Here is an 18135-nt window from a genome sequence, read left to right on the forward strand (position 1 = left end):
GGTGCGGCGCGGCCGGAAGACCATCGCGAGGGACGCATGACCGATCAGGATTCGTCGTCGGCCCGCATCGACGCGAAGCTCGCCAGCCTCGGCGACTGGCGCGGCGAGGCGCTGGTGCGGATGCGCGGGCTGATCCACGAGGCCGATCCCGAGGTGATCGAGACGGTGAAGTGGGTGAAGCCCACCAACCCCTCCGGCGTGCCGGTGTGGGAGCACGCCGGGATCGTCTGCACCGGCGAGGTCTACAAGGCCTATGTCAAGCTGACCTTCGCCCACGGCGCGGCGCTGCAGGACCCCGCCGGGCTGTTCAATGCCGGCTTCGGCGGCGGCACGCGCCGGGCGATCGACATCCGCGAGGGCGAGGCGGTCGACGCCGCCGCCTTCAAGGCGTTGTTCCAGGAAGCGGTGGCGTTCAACCTCGGGAAGAAGAAGCCCGCCGGCAAGTCCGCGCGCGGCTGACGGCGGCCTATCGCCCGGCCGCCGTCCGGCGCCGGTCGACATTCGGCAGCAGCGCGGCCAGCACGCCGATCGCCGGCAGGAAGGCGCAGGCGCGGTAGACGAAGTCGATGCTGGTCCAGTCCGCCAGCACGCCGAGCACCGCGGCACCGACGCCGCCCATGCCGAAGGCGAGCCCGAAGAACAGGCCCGACACCATGCCGACCCGCCCCGGCATCAGCTCCTGCGCATAGACCACGATGGCCGGGAAGGCGGAGGCGATCAGCAGGCCGATGACGACGCTGAGGGCGACGGTGGCCGGCAGGCTGACATAGGGCAGCGCCAGCGCGAAGGGCAGCACGCCGAGGATCGAGACCCAGATCACGGTCTTGCGGCCGATCCGGTCGCCGACCGGCCCGCCGATCAGCGTGCCCGCCGCCACCGAGGCGAGGAAGACGAAGAGATAAATCTGCGCCTGCGCGTCGCGGATGCCGAACCGGCCCACCAGGAAGAAGATGTAGTAACTGGTGAAGGTCGCGAGGTAGAACCACTTCGAGACCATCAGGCAGAACAGCACCGACAGCGCACCGCCGACCTGCCTCATGGTGAGGTCGGGGTGGATGACCGCGCCGCCGCGCGCCGCCGGCCGGGCGTGGCCGTTGCTCGTGTACCAGCGGCTGAGCGCGGTGAGGACGAGCATGCCACCCAGCGCCGCGAGCGCGAACCAGGCGAGGCTCGCCTGGCCGTGCGGGAGCACGAAGAACGCCACCAGCAGCGGCCCGAGCGCCGCGCCGAGATTGCCGCCGATCTGGAAGATCGACTGCGCGAGGCCGTGCGCACCGCCCGAGGCGAGACGCGCGAGACGCGAGGATTCCGGGTGGAAGATCGACGAGCCGATGCCGAGCAGCGCGGAGGCCGCGAGCAGCATCGGGTAGCTGGAGGCGACGGCGAGCACCAGCAGCGCGACCATGGTCACGCCCATGCCGAAGGGCAGCGAATAGGGCTGCGGGCGGCGGTCGGTATAGATGCCGATCAGCGGCTGAAGCAGCGAGGCGGTGAGCTGGTAGACCAGCGTCAGCAGGCCGATCTGCGCGAAGCTGAGATCGAAGCCGCCCTTGAAGATCGGGTAGGCCGCCGTGAACAGCGACTGGATCATGTCGTTGAGCAGGTGGCAGAAGCTGGCGCCGGCGAGCACCGGGAACACGGTGGCGCCGGCCGTCCTCGGCCGCTCCAGACTGACCTCGCTCATGGGGAATTTCCTCGCCACCATCGCGCCGGGCAGCCGGCGCCTCGGCCGCCAACATAGTGGGTGGCCGCCGGCCCGCTACTTCGTTAGGGTCAATATCTTACGCGAGTGGGCCACGAGATGGGACGGAACGAGACCACGCTTCGGGAGGACGTACCGCGCCCGGTGATCGCGTTTGGCTCGGAATATCCCGACGGCCACGTCATCGCGCCGCATCACCACCGGCGCGGCCAGCTCCTGCATGGCTCGACCGGCGTGGTGCTCGCGACCACCCGGCACGGCACCTGGATGATGCCGCCGCAGCGCGGCATGTGGATTCCGCCCGGCGTGGTGCACGAGGTGCAGATGCTGGGCGAGGTGCGGATGCGCAGCCTCTATTTCGCGCCCGAGGCGATCCACGGCATGCCGGAGCGCTGCCAGGTGGTCGGCATCTCGGCGCTGATGGCGAGCCTGCTGGCGGAGGCCGTGGCGCTGCCGGCGGAATACGAGCTGGAGGGGCGCGACGAGGCGCTGATGACGCTGATCCAGCACGAGATGCGCCATCTGCCCTCGCTGCCGCTGTCTCTTCCGCTGCCGGCCAGCCCGGCGCTGGCCGCGCGCTGCCGGCGCTTCCTGCGCAGCCCGACGCCGCACGACACCATCGATGGCTGGTGCGAGGCGCTCGGCCTCAGCCGGCGCAGCTTCACCCGCCTGTTCCGGCGCGAGACGGGCTTGAGCTTCGTCGCCTGGCGCCAGCAGGCGTGCCTGATGGCGGCGCTGCCGCGCCTCGCCGCCGGCCAGCCGGTGACGACGATCGCCATCGACCTCGGCTACGACAACCCGGCGGCGTTCACGACCATGTTCAAGAGGGTCCTCGGCGCGTCGCCCCGCGCCTATCTGCGCGTTTCCTGATCCGCGCGGCGATATCGGCGAGCCGAAATGGCGGGCGTGGCGTTCCGCCCGGGCGCCTTGCCCGCCGGGGGGACTGGGGACATAAGGGGCGTGCGCCGGTGCCGCATCCCGTCCCGAAACCACGCTCAAGGTGAAACAAGGTGACCTCGCCCGCCAGTCTTGAGGGCCCGCTCGACCGTGCCTTTGCCGTGCTGGAGTTCGTCGCGGGGCAGCTCAAGGCGGTGTCGGCCGCCGAGATCGCCAAGAATCTCGACCTGCCGCTGCCGACGGCGCACCGGCTGATCGGCAATCTGGAGGCGCGGGGCCTGCTGCAGCGCGCGGCGGGCACGCGGCGCTATGTGGTCGGCAACAAGCTGGTGGTGCTGGCGGGAAAGACCATCGGCTCCGCCTTCCGCTCGGCGCGCCGGCACGCGGTCCTGCAGAACGTCGCGGCGGAAATCGGCGAGCAGTGCGAGATCGGCATCGTGCGCAGCAATCTCGTCGTCTATGTCGACAGCGTGCGCGTCACCGCCCCGCAGGGCCTGCAGTTCGACCCCGGCAACGGCGCGCCGCTGCACTGCACCTCGACCGGCAAGATCTATATGAGCCTGCTGCCCGCCCGGGCGCGGGAGAAGCTGGTGCGCGCGCTGGCGATGGAGCGGCACACGGAGCGCACCATCGTCGACCCGGACCGCCTGCTCGCGGTGCTGGAGGAGACGCGGGCCGCCGGCTGGGCGCGCACGAACGAGGAGTTCGTGAAGGGTGTCGTCGGCTGCGCGGTGCCGATCAAGGCGCCGGACGGCACGCTGCTCGCCTGCCTCGGCGTCTCGGTCCCGGTGGCGCGGGTGAGCTTCGAGGAGCTGGAGCGCTTCCGCGAGCCGCTGCTGCGGGCCGCCCGGCTGCTGTCGGACACGATCCTGCAGGTGGACGCCGACTTCGACGGCGCCTAGCGCCGCGCGACCGTCGAGACCTTCCCGGAAAGCTTGACCACACAGGCACTTCGCCCTCATGGCCGTGCGCCCTCTTGCGTGCGGATCCCGCGGCAGAGGTCGTCGCGCATCTAATAAATTCTCATAAATCGGAATAAAAACTACTCATAAAATGACATTCATATGGACGGAACGATGCCTTCGCCTATCCTTTGATCGGCGGCACCGGGTGGTCCGTTTTTGTGCAGTGCGGCCGCTCCCCGCGAGCGCCCGCGGTGAGTGCATCGGCATCGGGAAGGCGACGCCCGCGCGGCGGGGCCGGTCCGCCGGCCGATTGGAGACGATGATGACGAAGCATTACGACGTCGAGGCCGTGAGGAAGCTGTTTCCCGCCGCGGAGAGGCTGACCTACCTCGACTCCGGCTTTCAGACCCCGATGTCGACCCCGGTCCGCCGGGCGCTCGAGACCTTCATCGACGAGGCCTACGAGACCGCGGGGCCGAAGTCGGTCTGGATCGAGCGGATGGAGGCGACGCGGGCGAAGCTCGCCGCGTTCCTCAACGCCGTACCGGAAGAGGTCGCCTTCACCAAGAACACCTCCGAGAGCATGAACATCGCCGCCAACGCGCTGCCACTGGCCGCTGGCGACAACGTGCTGATGGTCCATGGCGACCACCCCAACAACGCCTACGCCTTCCTCAACCTCGCCCGGAAGGGGGTCGAGGTCCGCTTCGTGCCGATGACGGAGACGGTGAACGCGGAGAGCTTCCGGCCGCACATCGATGCCCGCACCCGGGCGATTTCGATGTCGCAGGTCACCTTCCATGCGGGCCATCGCTTCGACGTCGAAGGCGTCGGCCGGCTGTGCGCGGAGGCGGGGCTCTACTATGTGCTCGACATCATGCAGGGCGTCGGCGTGGTGCCGATCGACGTCAGGCGGGTCGGCGCCACCTTCATCGGCTCGGGCACCCATAAGGGCCTGCTGGTGCCGCAGGGGCTCGGCCTGCTCTACTGGGACCGGACCCGCACCGAGCTCGAGCCGGCCTATCTCGCCGCCATCAGCCTCGCCCGTCCGCCGGCGGACCTGATCGCCCGGCCGGACGACCTCGAGCCGGCGCCCACGGCCGCCCGCTTCGAGATCGGCAATTTCAACCTGCCGGCGACGCACGCGCTCGGCGCCGCGCTCGATCTCATCGGCTCCATCGGCGTCGAGAACATCGCCGCCCACTGCTTCGACCTCGGCGACCGGCTGATCGAGGGCCTCGACGCGTGCGGCGTCGCGCTGGTGGGGCCGCGCGCGCGCGCCCACCGGGCGCCGCACATCTATGTCGCCGCGCTGCCGGCCGAGGAGTGGCTCGACTATTTCGCCAGCCGCGGCGTGCGCCTGTCGCCCGAGCGCGACGGCGTGCGCATCTCGTTCGGCATGTTCAACACCGCCGCCGACGTCGACCGCTTCCTCGACGTGGTCCGCGAGCGCGGCGTCCGGCCCGGACGCTCGCCGAGGGCCGCCTAGCCGCAACCGGACGCGGTCCGCCCGCTCCCGCCGTCAAGCCAATGCCCTATAACCAACCAGAGGGAACCAAACTGATGAAACTGGCCACGTTCCTTTCCGCCGCCGCCCTGTCGGTGCTGACGCTCTCGGCCGCGCAGGCCGGGCCGACGCTCGACCGCATCAAGTCCAACAAGGCGATCTCCATCGGCTATCGCGACGCCTCGATCCCGTTCTCCTATCTCGGGGCGGACCAGAAGCCCATCGGCTTCTCGCTCGACCTCTGCTCGAAGCTCGTCACCCGGCTCGAGGCCGATCTCGGCGAGAAGATCGCCGTCAATCTGGTGCCGGTGAACTCGTCCAACCGCATCCCGCTGATCCAGAACGGCACCATCGACATCGAGTGCGGCGGCACCTCCAGCAGCAAGAAGCGGCTGGAGCAGGTGAGCTTCAGCGTGTCCACCTTCGCCAGCCAGCCGTCCTGGCTCACCATGGCCGACAGCGGCATCACGTCCGCCGCCGACCTGAAGGGCAAGACCGTCGTCGTCACCCAGGGCTCGAACGCGGTCGGCATCGCCCAGGGCATTTCGCAGAAGGAGGGCCTCGGCCTCAGCATCGTCCAGGCCAAGGACCACGCCGAGTCCTTCCTGATGCTCACCTCCGGCCGCGCGGCGGCGTTCATGGAGGACGACATCCTGCTCGCCGGCCTGAAGGCCCAGTACAAGGACCCGGCGAAGCTCGCCTTCCTGTCCGACCAGTACCCCAAGACCTATTACGGGCTGATGTTCTCCAAGGACGATCCGGAGTTCAAGGCGACGGTCGACGACGTGCTGGGCAAGCTGATGGCTTCGGGCGAGTTCACCAAGCTCTACGACAAGTGGTTCGTGTCGCCGATCCCGCCCAAGGGCATGAACCTCAACTTCCCGATGAGCGAGGCTCTGAAGGAGCGCGTCGCCAAGCCGAGCGACGTCGTGGATTACTGATCCTGCCGGCGGCGCGGTCCCCCGACCGCGCCGCGCCACGGCGGGCGGAAGGAGGCGCGCGATGTTCACCGTGCTATTCGACCAGGGCTCGGACGGGCGCATGTACGGCGTCTGGCTGCTGTCCGGCCTCGGCTGGACGCTGAGCCTCGCCTTCTTCGGCTGGTGGCTCGCCTTCGCGATCGGGCTGGTGGTCGGTATCGGCCGCACGGTCGAGAACCGGACCATCGCCATCCTCTCGCGCGTCTATGTCGAGGTGTTCCGCAACATTCCGGTGCTGGTGCAGATGTTCCTCTGGTACTTCGTGGTGCCCGAGCTGCTGCCGGCGAGCCTCGGCACCTGGATCAAGCAGATGCCCCCGCCCTGGGGCGCGTTCTTCCCCGCTTTGGTGTGCCTGTCCTTCTACACCGCCGCGCGCGTCGCCGAGCAGGTGAGGGCGGGCCTCGAGGCCCTGCCGGCCGGCCAGCGCGAGGCCGCCGCGGCGCTCGGGCTCACCGAGCGCCGGACCTACTGGCTGGTGCTGGTGCCGCAGGCGCTGCGCCTGATCGTGCCGAGCCTGACCAGCGAGGTGATGGGCATCTACAAGAACACCTCGGTGGCGCTGACCATCGGCCTGCTCGAGCTCACCGCCGAGGCCCGCCAGATCAGCGAGGAGACGTTCCAGACCTTCGCCGCCTTCGGCGCGGCGACGATCATCTACCTCATGCTCGCGCTCGCCGCCTACCAGCTCATGAGCTGGATCGACGAGCGGGCGCGGATCCCCGGCACGGCGCCTCCCGCCCGCAGGAAGAGCCTGCGGCTGCTGGCGCGCCGGCTGCCGGAAGGAGCCTCCCCATGAGCCAGCTCGACTTCAGCGTCGTCTTCGACAACCTGCCCTATCTGTGGCAGGGGCTGCGCTTCTCGCTGCTGCTGACGGCGGTCGCCTTCGCCGCCGGCATGGTGCTGGGCACCGGCCTCGCGCTGCTGCAGCATCTCGAAGTGCCGGTCGGCGCCCAGCTCGCGCGCGGCTATGTGGCGCTGATCCGCTCGATCCCGCTCATCCTCGTGCTGTTCTGGTTCTTCTTCCTGGTGCCGCTGATGCTCGGCGCGCTGATGAATGGCGGGCGGCCGATGCCGATCGGCGGGGTCTGGACCGCCTTCATCACCTTCTCGCTGTTCGAGGCCGCCTATTACTCGGAGATCATCCGGGTCGGGCTGCGCTCGGTCAGCAAGGGCCAGTACGAGGCGGCGCAGGCGCTCTCGCTGTCGACCTACAAGACCTACCGCTTCGTGATCCTGCCGCAGGTGGTGCGGGTCACCAGCCCGATCATTCTCAACCAGACCATCATCCTGTTCCAGGACACCTCGCTGGTCTACGTGCTGTCGCTGACGGACCTGGTCGGCGCCGCCTCGAAGCTGGCGCAGCTCAACGGCCGGCTGGTGGAGATGTATCTCGCCGTTGCCGCCGTCTACCTCGTCATCTGCTGCACGGCCTCGCAGCTCGTCGCCTATCTGCGCCGCCGCACCCAGCTCAACCAGAACCGGTAGCCGCACCGATGAACATGCACCTGCCCACGCCGAGGCTCGCCGGCCCCGCGCAGGCCGAGCCGGCCATCGTGCTGGAAGGCGTCACCAAGTTCTATGGCGGCTTCCGGGCCCTGAACCATGTCGATCTGGAAGTGGCGCGGGGCGAGACCGTCATCATCTGCGGGCCGTCGGGCTCGGGAAAGTCGACGCTGATACGCTGCCTCAACCGCATCGAGACGCACGACAGGGGGCGGATCGTGGTTAATGGCCACGAACTCACCGACGCGCTGAAGGACATCGCCGCCGTGCGGCGCGAGGTCGGGATGGTGTTCCAGAGCTTCAACCTGTTCCCGCACCTCACCATCCTCGAGAACTGCATGCTGGCGCCGGTGCAGGCACGCGGCATCTCCCGCCGGGAGGCGCGCGAGACCGCGATGCACTTCCTGTCGAAGGTGCGGATCCCCGACCAGGCCGGCAAATATCCCGGCCAGCTTTCCGGCGGGCAGCAGCAGCGTGTGGCGATCGCCCGCGCCCTGTGCATGCGCCCGCAGGTCATGCTGTTCGACGAGCCGACCTCGGCACTCGACCCGGAGATGGTGAAGGAGGTGCTCGACACCATGGTCGGCCTCGCCGGCGAGGGCATGACCATGGTCTGCGTCACCCACGAGATGGGCTTCGCCCGCGAGGTCGCCGACCGCGTCGTGTTCATGGACAAGGGCGCGGTGGTCGAGCAGGACACGCCGGAGCGCTTCTTCTCGGCGCCGGCAAGCGAACGGGCGCGGGAATTCCTGCGGCAGGTGATCCACTAGTCGGCGCGGACGCCGTTAGCGCGCGCCCGCGCGCAGGGTGTCGGGGCGGGCGCGTTCGCCGCGAAGCTTGGCCTGCCAGGTGCCGGCGCTCACCATCTCGGCGATGACGTCGGCGAGAACCTTGGCGACGGCCTCGCTGCCGCGCGGGTTCATCGTGCGCTGGGAGACCACCACCGAGAGCCGCCAGGACGGGGTGGGGTCGATGATGGGAATAGCGACCATCTCGCCGCGCTCCATCTCGTCGCCGAACGCGAAATGCGGCATCACCGCGAGCGCGCGCCGCGCGCCGACCATGCGCGCGATCGCCGGCAGGCTGTCGCAGGCGGTGGCGTGGGGCACGACGTCGTGGCGGGCGGCGAACTGCTCGATCACCGTGCGCATCACGTTGGGCGCGCCGGGCAGCACGATCGGCAGCTTGAACATGTCGCGGAAGGCGATCTGCCCCTCGCCGGCCACCGGATGGTCGGGCGGGGCGAACAGCATGAGGTCCTCGACCATCATCTCGGTCCAGGCGACGTGCTCGAACGCCTTGTGGTCGTAAAGAAGCGCGACGTCGAGCCGGCCCATCTGGATGAAGTCGTCGAGATAGCCGGTCATGGCCTCGACGAGGTGCAGCGTGATGTTGGGCTGGCGCTCGGCCATGGCGTTGATGAGGGGCAGCGAAAGCCCCCGGCAGGCCGAGGTCGGCAGCCCCACCGAGACCTTGCCGGAGGGGTTCTGCGACTGCGAGCGCACGACCTCGCGGGTGCGCTCGACCTCCTGCAGGATGCGCCGGGCGTGGTCGTAGAACTGCTGGCCCATATCGGTCGGCGTCACGCCGCGGGCATGTCGCAGCAGCAGATCGACGCCGAGCTCGTCTTCGAGGTTCTTCATCTGCTGGCTGAGCGAGGGCTGGGCGATGCGCAGCACTTCCGCGGCCCGGGAGAAATTGCCGCTTTCGGCGATCTGGACGAAGTATTTGAGCTGACGCAAATCCATGGAGGCGGCCTTTCCCGGCCAACTCTGCCGCCGCCCGGCCGTTTGTCAAACGACTAAAAAATAGGCCATATGCACAAACTATTGACAGGTAATATGAAACTATGAAGCGAAATCAGTGGCTTGGGAAGAATTGGCGCTCATAGTCGCTGCCTATGTTTCGCTGTAATAGCTCAAACCTATATGAGCCATCGGAAATTAATCTTTGTCGATAGGCGCCACTTATATTTAGCCTGATTAGGCACCCAGAAGATCCGGGCCACGACGCTCGCCGAACCGCGAATCCTGCCGACGACAGGAGAATAAATCGTGTCTTATCAAGGTTTTGGGCGCGGCCAGCCGCTGGTCGCGACGCTGCCGCTCGGCCTCGAGAGCCCGGCGCCGGCTGCCGGGCGGGGCAGGGGAGTGGATGTCGCCCGCGCGTGCCGTGCGGTGCGTTTCCGTTCAATCGTGAAGGAGTGACCATGTCTCGCGTCATCGACCTGAGCTTGCTCATCGAAGACAACATGCCGGCGCACAAGCTCTTCCAGCGCCCGGTCATTACCACTCATCTGAGCCATGACAGCTCGAAGGCGCTCGGCCTCGGCGTGCCGGGCGACGCGATGACGTTCCAGACCAACTTCATCGCCATGCTCGACCACGTCGGCACCCATGTCGACGCCTTCCGCCATGTGAAGCCGGACGGCGCGCCGATCGACGAGATGCCGCTCGAGATGTTCATGGGCAAGGCGGTGTGCTTCGACCTCAGGCACATTCCCGATCTCGGCGACATCGGCGCCGAGGACATGAGCGAGGCCGAGGCGAAGGCCGGGGTGAAGGTCGACGGCCACATCGTGCTGCTCTGCACCGGCTTCCACCAGCGCAACTATCCGCGCCTCGATTCGGTCTGGAAGAACCCGCTGCTGACGGCCGAGGCGACCCGGTGGCTCTATGAGCGCGGCTCGCGGATGCACGGCGTCGAGGGGCCCTCGACCGACAAGCCGACCGACGACATCTTCGCCCAGCACCGGCTGTGCCGCGAGCTCGGCATCAGCCACTGGGAGTGGCTGGTCAATCTGGAAGAGCTGATCGGCAAGGGCGAATTCCAATTCTTCGGGGCGCCGCTGAAGTTCAAGGGCGGGTCGGGCTCGCCGGTGCGCGCCTTCGCCATCGTCGACTGAAAGTGCCGGCCGTATGCCGGCCTGACGGTCCGGCATACGGCACCCTTCTTGCTACGCGGTAGGCGATGATGTCCCGTTTGCTAGCACATGCTCCCTTTACCCGGCTGGGCGCGCGCGAGGCCCGCGCGCGCATCGCCCGGCGCGAGGTCTCGCCGGTGGAGCTCACCCGCGCCGCGCTCGACGCCGCGCGGGAGACGCAGGCGAGCCTCAACGCCTTCTTCCTCATCTTCGAGGAGGAGGCGATGGCGGCCGCGCGGGAGGCGGAGGCGGCGGTGATGCGGGGCGAGGCGACCGGCCCGCTGCACGGGCTGCCGTTCTCGGCCAAGGACCTGATGGCGGTGAAGGGCGCGCCCTATGCCTCCGGCTCGCGCGCCATGGCGGACAACATTGCCGGCGTCGATGCGCCGGCGGTCGAGCGCGCGAGGGCGGCCGGCGCCATCCTGATCGGCAAGACTACGACCAGCGAATTCGGCTGCAAGCCGGTCGGCGACAGCCCGTTGACCGGCATCACCCGCAATCCGTGGAACCTCGACAAGACGCCCGGCGGCTCCAGCGCCGGCGCGGCGGCCTCGGTGGCGGCGGGCGTCACCCCATTTGCGCTCGGCACCGATGGCGGCGGCTCGATCCGTATTCCCTGTGCCTTCTCCGGCCTCGCCGGCATCAAGGGGCAGTTCGGCCGGGTGCCGGTGTGGCCGACCTCGGCGACGCCGACGCTGGCCCATGTCGGCCCGATCGCGCGGGACGTCGCCGACGCGGCGATGCTGTTCGCCGCGATCGCGGGCTATGACGCGCGCGATCCGTTCAGCGTCGCCGGGCCGGTGCCCGACGTCGAGGCGGCGGTGGACGCGCCGGTCGCCGGCATGCGCATCGCCTGGAGCCCGACGCTCGGCTACGCACGGCCGGACTCGGAGGTGCTGCGCGTCACGCGGGCGGCGGTGGAGCGCCTCGCCGGGCTCGGCGCCGTCGTGGAGGAGGTCGAGACCGTGTTCGGTTCCGACCCCGCCGATCTGTGGGCGGCCGAGTTCTATGCCGGCGTCGGCACGCGCCTGCGTGAGGTGGTGGAGACCCGGCGCGAGCTGCTCGACCCTGCGGTGGCCGAGGTGCTGCAGGCCGCGCTGTCGCAGGAGATGCGCGCCTATTACGAGACCGTGTTCCGCCGCTACGCGCTGCGCGAGGAGATGCGCGCCTTCTTCGAGCGCTACGACGCGCTGGTCTCGCCGGTGCTGCCGGTGACCTCGCTCGATGCCGGGCTCGACATGCCCGCGCACCTGTCCGAGCGCAACCTCCTGAGCTGGGTCTTCTACACCTACCCGTTCAACCTGACCGGCCAGCCGGCCGCCAGCGTCTGCGCCGGGCTCGACGCGGACGGCATGCCGGTCGGGCTCCAGATCGTTGGCCGCGCGCTCGGCGAGGCGCATGTGGTGCGCCTCGCGGCCGCGCTCGAGCGCGTCCGGCCCGCCTTCGATCCCGTTCCTCCCGCCTTCCGCCCCGTACCCGTCGAGGTCCTCCAATGAGCACGCCAGAAGTCTTCATGCGCCGCGCCATCGACATCAGCCGCGACAAGATGCGGGCGGACGGCTGCGCGCCGTTCGGCTGCGTCATCGTCAAGGACGGGGTGATCGTCGGCGAGGGCGTCAACAACGTCGTCAACAACCACGACGCCACCTCGCATGGCGAGATGGAGGCGATCCGCGACGCCGGCCGCAACCTCAAGACCTGGGACCTGTCCGGCTGCGAGCTCTACACCTCCTGCGAGCCCTGCGAGATGTGCGCCGCCGCGATGTTCTGGGCCAAGATTTCGAAGATGTACTACGCCAACACGCTCGGCGACTGCGAGCAGATCGGCCTCGACTGCGCGCCGCTGCGCACCATGGTCCGCTCCGATGTCGAGGAGCGCGCGCTGCCCGCGCGGCGCCTGCTGGGCCCCGAGGCCCGCGAGGTGCTCGACGAGTGGGCCGCCATGCCGAGCTTCGACCCGTTTCTGTGACGTGCCGCGCCTTCCGCCCGCGTCGACCGGAAAAAGCGTCGGCACGGTTTCAAACAAACAACCTTCCCGATGGAGCCTTCGTCCATGACTGAGTTCGACGGAAAGATCACGGATTTCCGCGGCCTGCTTCACCCGCTCAACCGCCGCCGCTTCCTGCAGGGCGCCAGTGCGCTGGCCGGTGCCGCCGCGGTCGGCGCCGCGAACGCGCCCGCGCCGGCCTATGCCGACGACAAGGTGCTGAACCTTTTGAGCTGGCCGGGCCACGGCGATCCGGCCTTCGTAAAGCCGTTCGAGGACAAGTACGGCGTCAAGGTCGTCGCCAAGGAATATGTCGGCGGCGAGCCGATGCTGGCGCTGATGAACCAGTCGCCGCCCGGCTCGTTCGACGTGGTGCTGGCCGACGCCGAGTACATCCACATGCTCCAGGAGGGCGGCTTCATCGACAAGATGAACCCCGCCGACTACCCGCTCGCCGACTACTGGCCGGAATTCCAGCACTTCCCGCCGCACTGGGTGGGCGAGGACCTCTATTCGGTGATGATCCGCTTCGGCTATCTCGGCATCGCCTACCGCACCGACGTGCTGAGCGCGCAGGACGTCGAATCCTACAAGGTGCTGTGGGACGAGAAGATCAAGGGCAAGGTCGGCTTCTTCGACTGGTACCTGCCGACCATGGGCTGCCTCAGCCTCTATGACGGCAACAGCAAGCCCTTCGACATCTCCGCCGACGCCTTCGACAAGCTGAAGAAGACGATGTTCTCGCTGAAGCCGCAGGCGTCGGGCTTCTACTCGATGGCCGACCAGTTCTCGATGCTCACCAACGGTACCGCCGCCGCCATCCCCGGCATCGGCGACTGGGTGGTTCTGCTCCTGCAGAAGAACGGCGTGCCGGTCTCCGCCACCGTCCCCAAGGAGGGCGGCATCCAGTGGACCGAGTCGATGTCGATCGTCTCCTCCTCCACCAAGAAGGACCTCGCCAAGGCGTTCATCCAGTACGCCTCCTCGCCGGAAGGCCAGGCGCGCTCGGCCATCCTGCCGGCTTACTGGGCCTCGATCCCCAACAAGAAGGGGTGGGAGGTGCTGAACAAGGAGCACCCGGCCGACGCCAAGGCGCTGCGCCTCACCTTCGACGAGCGCAACGTCATGGACGAGTACAAGGACGGCAAGATCCACATCCGCCAGACGCCGGTGCAGCAGTCGATCGAGGACTGGAACGACGCCTGGTCCGAATTCAAGGCGATGTGAGGCGACGGCATGAAAGCCGCGCCGGACGGCCCCCCGGGCCGCCCGGCGCGGCGCTGTCAGCCGCCGCTCCCCATCCGTCACCCCCCACGCTTGCACAGGCCGCCGCGACCCTTCATGTCCGATCAAAGCGCCCCTCCGGCCCCCGCGCCGGCCTCTCCGGCGAGAACGACCTCCTCGGCCAGGGCGACCCGCATGCGCTTCGCGGCGGTGTGGGGGCTGCCGCCGCTGCTGTGGCAGCTCGCCTTCTTCGTGACGCCGCTCGGCTTCCTGGTGGCGATGACCTTCTGGTCGGTGAAGAACTTCCGCCTGATCCCGGACGCGACGCTCGCCAACTGGCGGTTCATCCTCAATGCCGGCTTCTTCCGCAGCGCCTACGTCTACACCTTCTGGCTGGCGGCGCTGACGGCCCTGATCGCGAGCCTCGTCGCCTTTCCCGCCGCCTACACGCTCGCCTACCGGCTGAAGCCGGCGACCCGCCGCTTCCTCATCTTCATGCTGGTGGTGCCGTTCTTCACCTCCTACCCGGTGCGCATCTACTCGACGCAGATCTTCTTCAGCCCGGAAGGCATCATCAACGCGCTGATCGCGCCGCTCGGCTTCGGCCCGGTCTCGGTGCTGAACACGCCGACCGGCACCGTGGTCGGCTATCTGGTGCTCACCCTGCCGCTGGTCGTGCTGCTGCAGACCTTCGCGCTGATGAACGTGCCGAAGACGCTGATCGAGGCCGCGCACAATCTCGGCTGCGGACGCCTGCGCACCATCCTCACGGTGATCGTCCCCTCGGCCCGCGTCGGGCTGATCGTCGCCGCCACCTTCACCTTCGTGCTGGCCTTCGGCGACTATGTGGCGCCGCTCTATCTCGGCGGCTCCAAGCCGCCCACCCTGTCGATCCTGATCGCCGATCAGGTGAAGTCCGGCAATCACTGGCCGCGCGCCTCGGTGGTGGCGGCGATCATGATCCTCACCCTGATCGTGGTGATGACCGGCATGCTCGGCCTCGCCTATGGCCGCAGGGGAGGCCGGCGATGAGCGCCAACCTGCTGCGCCGCGCGGCGCTCATCGCCTGGACAGCACTGGTCTTCGCCTTCATCTTCGCGCCGATCGTGTCGACGGTGGTGTTCTCCTTCAACGCCGACCGCTTCCCGAGCCTGCCCTGGGCCGGGTTCAGCCTGCGCTGGTACGAGGCGATCTTCGCCGATGCCAGCATCCAGCGCGGGCTGACCAACAGCCTGATCGTGGCCGGCGCGACCTCGGTGCTCGCCACCTTCCTCGGCTTCGCCGCCGCCTATGTCGACTATCGCTACCGCTTCGTCGGCAAGATCGCCTACACCGCGCTGGTGGCGCTGCCGCCGACCGTGCCGGTGGTGATCCTCGGCGTCGCCATGCTCACCTTCGAGGGGCGCGTCGGCCTGTCGGGTACGCTCACCGGCGTCACCGTCGGCCATGTGGTGCTGGCGGCGCCCTTCGCCATGGCGCTGGTGCGCATGCGCCTCGCCGACCTTGATCCCGACATCGAGGGCGCCTCCGCCAATCTCGGCGCCACGCCGTGGCGCACCATGACCGGGGTGGTGATCCCCTTCTGCCTGCCGGCCATTCTCGCCTCGCTGTTCCTCACCGCCGCCGTCTCCTTCGACGAGTTCATGATCGCCTGGTTCGTGTCGGGCGTGAACGAGACGCTGCCGGTGCGGGTGCTCGCCATGCTGCAGGGGCAGGTGAGCCCGCGCATCAACGCCATCGGCGCCATCGTGTTCATCGTTTCGATGACGCTGGTCGTCCTCGCCCAGATCCTGATCGGCCGGCTGCTCGGCCGCCGCAGCAAGGAAGCCTGACATGACCGGAAGCAAAGCCGGCCCGATGCTGGAGATCGACCGCCTGGCCAAGCGCTACGGCGACACGGTCGCGGTGGCGGACGTCTCGTTCGGGATCGAGAAGGGCGAGTTCATCGCGCTGATGGGCCCGTCCGGCTGCGGCAAGACCACCACGCTGCGCATGATCGCCGGGCTCGACACGCCGAGCGGGGGCGAGATCCGCCTGTGGGGCCGGCGCATCAACGAGGACGCGCCGTGGGAGCGCGAGGCGCCGCTGGTGTGGCAGCACTACGCGCTGTTCCCCTTCCTGTCGGTGGCGAAGAACGTCGAGTTCGGGCTGAAGCAGCGCGGCCTGCCGGCGGCCGAGCGGCGCCGCAAGGCGATGGAATGGATGGAGCGGCTGGGCATTGCCGGCTTTGCCGAGCGCGGTGTCGACCAGCTCTCCGGCGGCCAGCGCCAGCGGGTCGCGCTCGCCCGTGCGCTGGCGCTCGAGCCCGAGATGCTGCTGCTCGACGAGCCGCTCTCCGCGCTCGACCCGCATCTGAGGGTGCGCATGCAGTCCGAGCTGGTGCGGCTGCACCGCGAGCTCGGCATCACCTTCGTCTGCGTGACGCACAGCCATTCGGAGGCCTTCGCCATGGCCGACCGGGTCGTCATCATGAGCGAGGGGCGGGTGCAGCAGATCGGCGCGCCGCGCGAGATCTATCGCCGCGCCGCCAACCGCTTCGTCGCCGAGTTCGTCGGCGGCAACAACCTGTTCTCCGGCACCGCCGCGGCGGCAGGCGAGGGGCTGCTGCGGGTCGAGGGCCCGTTCGGCACCGCTCTCGCCCCGCGCCCCGCCGACGTCGCGCTGCGCGAGGGCGGCGAGGTGACGCTGGTGGTGGCGGCCGACCGGATCGACCTCGGCGCCGCGCGCTCGGGCGCGGGCAACGAGATCGAGGCGAAGGTGGTGACGCTCGAATTCGTCGGCTCCTCGGTCACGGTGTTTTTGGAGACCGCCGGCGGGGCCGAGCTGCGCATCCAGCGCTCGCTGCGCCAGATCGAGAACACCCCGCTCAGCCCGGGCGACGCCGTCATCGCCCGCTGGCCGCAGGACGAAGGCTTCTTCCTGCCGGCCTGACCGCGCTTTCCAGCTTGCATCCAGTCATGGAGTGATCCGATGTCGACCTTTATCCGCGGCGCCACCGTACTCGCCATGGGCGGGGCGTCCGGCAGCACGCCCTTCACCGGCGACGTCCTCATCGAGGGGGACCGCATCGCGGCGATCGGTCCCGACCTGCCGGTGCCCGAAGGCGCGACCATCATCGAGGGCGCCGGCAAGCTGGTGATGCCCGGCCTCGTCAACTCGCACCTGCATTCCGGCGAGGCGCTGTTCAAGGGCCGCTACGACAACCTGCCGCTCGAACTGTGGATGCTCTATTCCTACCCGATCCTCGGGGCCAAGGCGCTGGCGGAGCGGATGATCTATCTGCGCTCCATGGTGGTCGCCATCGAGTCGCTGAAGACCGGCGTGACCTGCCTCACCGACGACATCTTCGAGGCCCCGCGCCAGTCGCTCTCCCAGCTCGGCGCGGCGGTGCAGGCCTATGACGACGCGGGCATCCGCGCCACCGTCTCCGGCCATGTGATGGACAAGGACTTCCTCGATTCCATCCCCTTCTCGCGCGAGCACGTTCCCGCCGAGCTGCAGGCCGAGGTCGCCAGGCTCGGCGTGCCGACCACCGCCGAATATGTCGATTTCGCCAGGCAGGCCTACGCCGAGTTCCATGGCCGCTCGGGGCGCATCCGCTTCATGCTCGCCCCTTCGGCGCCGCAGCGCTGCACCGCCGAGCTGATGCAGGCGGCGAACGAGCTGGCGCTCGAATGGAAGGTGCCGTTCCACACCCACATCGTCGAGACCAAGGTGCAGGGCGTCACCGGGCCGGTGCTCTACGGCAAGACGCTGATGCGCTACATGGCCGATCTCGGCCTGATGCACCGCGGAACCACCATCGCCCATTCGGTCTGGGTGACGCCGGACGACATCGCGCTGATGGGCGAGGCGGGGGTGTCGATCGTGCACAACACGATCTCGAACCAGAAGCTCGGCGCGGGCATCGCGCCGGTGCGCCAGCTCCTCGACGCCGGGGTCAACGTGGCGCTGGGCTCCGACGGCATCTGCTCCAACGACACGCCGCGCATGTTCGACGTGATGCATGCCTGCGGCCTGATCCACAAGGTGACGACGCCGGATTACAGCCAGTGGGTGAGCGCGCCCGAGGTGCTGCACGCCTGCACGCTCGCCGGCGCCCGCAGCGCGCTGATCGAGCACGAGACCGGCTCGCTGGAGGCGGGCAAGAAGGCGGACCTGCTGGTCATCAACCTCGACACGGTGAGCTTCACGCCGCGCAACGACATCCTCAACCACCTCGTCTATTGCGAGAACGGCTCCTCGATCGAGAAGGTGATGGTGAACGGCGAGATCGTGGTCGAGAACGGCCGCCTGACCAAGGTCGACGAGGAAGCGCTGCTCGCCGAGCTGAGGGCGGCGATGCCGGGCTTCAACGAGTACCATTCGGGCGTGGAGCGGGCGAACAAGGCGTTCGAGCCCTATTTCGACGCCATCCACCGGCGCTGCAACCAGATCGACATCGGCGTGCACCGGCTGATCGGCAACAGCGACATGTGGCCCGCCACGCCGTCGGGAAACTTCTGAC

18 protein-coding genes are annotated in these 18135 nt (G+C 68.6%); 16 read left to right on the forward strand and 2 right to left on the reverse strand.

The annotated features are described in order from the left end of the window. Positions 1-36 precede the first annotated feature (36 nt). Positions 37-459, forward strand: a complete 423-nt coding sequence (locus NVS89_RS21790; protein WP_258734882.1) for a DUF1801 domain-containing protein — start codon at positions 37-39, stop codon at positions 457-459. Between the two features lie 7 nt (positions 460-466). Here NVS89_RS21790 and NVS89_RS21795 read toward each other — a convergent pair whose 3' ends face one another. After that, positions 467-1684: an MFS transporter gene (locus NVS89_RS21795; RefSeq protein ID WP_258734883.1), complete on the reverse strand. Its 1218-nt coding sequence runs from the start codon at positions 1682-1684 to the stop codon at positions 467-469. 117 nt (positions 1685-1801) lie between these two features. Between NVS89_RS21795 and NVS89_RS21800 the strand changes: the two genes are divergently transcribed. The 7 genes from NVS89_RS21800 to NVS89_RS21830 all read left to right on the forward strand — a co-directional run bounded on the left by NVS89_RS21800 (position 1802) and on the right by NVS89_RS21830 (position 8264). Further along, on the forward strand, positions 1802-2572 hold the full coding sequence (locus NVS89_RS21800; protein WP_258734884.1) for an AraC family transcriptional regulator: 771 nt from the start codon (positions 1802-1804) through the stop codon (positions 2570-2572). Positions 2573-2712: 140 nt separating this feature from the next. Further along, positions 2713-3501: an IclR family transcriptional regulator gene (locus NVS89_RS21805; protein WP_258734885.1), complete on the forward strand. Its 789-nt coding sequence runs from the start codon at positions 2713-2715 to the stop codon at positions 3499-3501. A 325-nt stretch (positions 3502-3826) separates the two neighbouring features. Continuing rightward, a complete protein-coding gene (locus tag NVS89_RS21810; protein WP_258734886.1) occupies positions 3827-4993 on the forward strand; it encodes an aminotransferase class V-fold PLP-dependent enzyme in 1167 nt (388 codons plus the stop codon). 74 nt (positions 4994-5067) lie between these two features. Continuing rightward, complete coding sequence (locus tag NVS89_RS21815; protein WP_258734887.1) at positions 5068-5952, forward strand: amino acid ABC transporter substrate-binding protein; 885 nt, start codon at positions 5068-5070, stop codon at positions 5950-5952. A 61-nt stretch (positions 5953-6013) separates the two neighbouring features. Further along, positions 6014-6787 (forward strand): amino acid ABC transporter permease, encoded by a 774-nt coding sequence (locus tag NVS89_RS21820; protein ID WP_258734888.1) that lies wholly within the window; start codon positions 6014-6016, stop codon positions 6785-6787. Then, positions 6784-7476 carry an amino acid ABC transporter permease gene (locus tag NVS89_RS21825; protein WP_258734889.1) on the forward strand — a complete coding sequence of 231 codons (693 nt, stop codon included), beginning with the start codon at positions 6784-6786 and terminating at the stop codon, positions 7474-7476. The genes NVS89_RS21820 and NVS89_RS21825 overlap by 4 nt, the downstream gene beginning before the upstream one ends. A 14-nt stretch (positions 7477-7490) precedes the next feature. Continuing rightward, complete coding sequence (locus NVS89_RS21830) at positions 7491-8264, forward strand: amino acid ABC transporter ATP-binding protein (protein ID WP_258734951.1); 774 nt, start codon at positions 7491-7493, stop codon at positions 8262-8264. Positions 8265-8279: 15 nt separating this feature from the next. On the opposite strand, the gene NVS89_RS21835 is transcribed toward NVS89_RS21830, so the two are convergent. Next, positions 8280-9242, reverse strand: a complete 963-nt coding sequence (locus tag NVS89_RS21835) for a LysR family transcriptional regulator (protein ID WP_258734890.1) — start codon at positions 9240-9242, stop codon at positions 8280-8282. A gap of 461 nt (positions 9243-9703) precedes the next feature. Between NVS89_RS21835 and NVS89_RS21840 the strand changes: the two genes are divergently transcribed. The 8 genes from NVS89_RS21840 to NVS89_RS21875 all read left to right on the forward strand — a co-directional run bounded on the left by NVS89_RS21840 (position 9704) and on the right by NVS89_RS21875 (position 18134). Then, the gene (locus tag NVS89_RS21840) at positions 9704-10399 is read left to right on the forward strand and encodes a cyclase family protein (RefSeq protein ID WP_258734891.1); all 696 of its coding nucleotides are present in this window, start codon (positions 9704-9706) and stop codon (positions 10397-10399) included. A 77-nt stretch (positions 10400-10476) separates the two neighbouring features. Continuing rightward, positions 10477-11913: an amidase family protein gene (locus NVS89_RS21845; protein WP_258734892.1), complete on the forward strand. Its 1437-nt coding sequence runs from the start codon at positions 10477-10479 to the stop codon at positions 11911-11913. Continuing rightward, positions 11910-12386 (forward strand): nucleoside deaminase, encoded by a 477-nt coding sequence (locus tag NVS89_RS21850; protein WP_258734893.1) that lies wholly within the window; start codon positions 11910-11912, stop codon positions 12384-12386. Before NVS89_RS21845 ends, NVS89_RS21850 begins: the two co-directional genes overlap by 4 nt. A gap of 84 nt (positions 12387-12470) precedes the next feature. Then, complete coding sequence (locus NVS89_RS21855) at positions 12471-13631, forward strand: ABC transporter substrate-binding protein (protein WP_258734894.1); 1161 nt, start codon at positions 12471-12473, stop codon at positions 13629-13631. Between the two features lie 192 nt (positions 13632-13823). Continuing rightward, positions 13824-14660 (forward strand): ABC transporter permease, encoded by an 837-nt coding sequence (locus NVS89_RS21860; RefSeq protein ID WP_258734895.1) that lies wholly within the window; start codon positions 13824-13826, stop codon positions 14658-14660. Continuing rightward, positions 14657-15460: an ABC transporter permease gene (locus tag NVS89_RS21865; RefSeq protein WP_258734896.1), complete on the forward strand. Its 804-nt coding sequence runs from the start codon at positions 14657-14659 to the stop codon at positions 15458-15460. Before NVS89_RS21860 ends, NVS89_RS21865 begins: the two co-directional genes overlap by 4 nt. A gap of 1 nt (position 15461) precedes the next feature. Beyond that, a complete protein-coding gene (locus NVS89_RS21870) occupies positions 15462-16559 on the forward strand; it encodes an ABC transporter ATP-binding protein (protein ID WP_258734897.1) in 1098 nt (365 codons plus the stop codon). 39 nt (positions 16560-16598) lie between these two features. Beyond that, positions 16599-18134 carry an amidohydrolase family protein gene (locus NVS89_RS21875; protein ID WP_258734898.1) on the forward strand — a complete coding sequence of 512 codons (1536 nt, stop codon included), beginning with the start codon at positions 16599-16601 and terminating at the stop codon, positions 18132-18134. Position 18135 lies beyond the last annotated feature (1 nt).

It is taken from the genome of Ancylobacter mangrovi (assembly GCF_024752355.1).
GTDB classification, from domain to species: Bacteria; Pseudomonadota; Alphaproteobacteria; order Rhizobiales; family Xanthobacteraceae; genus Ancylobacter; species Ancylobacter mangrovi.

Excerpts from the sequence above, each read along its gene's own strand:
- NVS89_RS21790 (WP_258734882.1), top strand. The coding sequence starts at position 37 with ATGACCGATCAGGATTCGTCGTCGGCCCGCATCGACGCGAAGCTCGCC.
- NVS89_RS21795 (WP_258734883.1), bottom strand. The coding sequence starts at position 1,684 with ATGAGCGAGGTCAGTCTGGAGCGGCCGAGGACGGCCGGCGCCACCGTG.
- NVS89_RS21800 (WP_258734884.1), top strand. The coding sequence starts at position 1,802 with ATGGGACGGAACGAGACCACGCTTCGGGAGGACGTACCGCGCCCGGTG.
- NVS89_RS21810 (WP_258734886.1), top strand. The coding sequence starts at position 3,827 with ATGACGAAGCATTACGACGTCGAGGCCGTGAGGAAGCTGTTTCCCGCC.
- NVS89_RS21815 (WP_258734887.1), top strand. The coding sequence starts at position 5,068 with ATGAAACTGGCCACGTTCCTTTCCGCCGCCGCCCTGTCGGTGCTGACG.
- NVS89_RS21820 (WP_258734888.1), top strand. The coding sequence starts at position 6,014 with ATGTTCACCGTGCTATTCGACCAGGGCTCGGACGGGCGCATGTACGGC.
- NVS89_RS21825 (WP_258734889.1), top strand. The coding sequence starts at position 6,784 with ATGAGCCAGCTCGACTTCAGCGTCGTCTTCGACAACCTGCCCTATCTG.
- NVS89_RS21830 (WP_258734951.1), top strand. The coding sequence starts at position 7,491 with ATGCACCTGCCCACGCCGAGGCTCGCCGGCCCCGCGCAGGCCGAGCCG.
- NVS89_RS21835 (WP_258734890.1), bottom strand. The coding sequence starts at position 9,242 with ATGGATTTGCGTCAGCTCAAATACTTCGTCCAGATCGCCGAAAGCGGC.
- NVS89_RS21840 (WP_258734891.1), top strand. The coding sequence starts at position 9,704 with ATGTCTCGCGTCATCGACCTGAGCTTGCTCATCGAAGACAACATGCCG.
- NVS89_RS21850 (WP_258734893.1), top strand. The coding sequence starts at position 11,910 with ATGAGCACGCCAGAAGTCTTCATGCGCCGCGCCATCGACATCAGCCGC.
- NVS89_RS21855 (WP_258734894.1), top strand. The coding sequence starts at position 12,471 with ATGACTGAGTTCGACGGAAAGATCACGGATTTCCGCGGCCTGCTTCAC.
- NVS89_RS21860 (WP_258734895.1), top strand. The coding sequence starts at position 13,824 with ATGCGCTTCGCGGCGGTGTGGGGGCTGCCGCCGCTGCTGTGGCAGCTC.
- NVS89_RS21865 (WP_258734896.1), top strand. The coding sequence starts at position 14,657 with ATGAGCGCCAACCTGCTGCGCCGCGCGGCGCTCATCGCCTGGACAGCA.
- NVS89_RS21870 (WP_258734897.1), top strand. The coding sequence starts at position 15,462 with ATGACCGGAAGCAAAGCCGGCCCGATGCTGGAGATCGACCGCCTGGCC.
- NVS89_RS21875 (WP_258734898.1), top strand. The coding sequence starts at position 16,599 with ATGTCGACCTTTATCCGCGGCGCCACCGTACTCGCCATGGGCGGGGCG.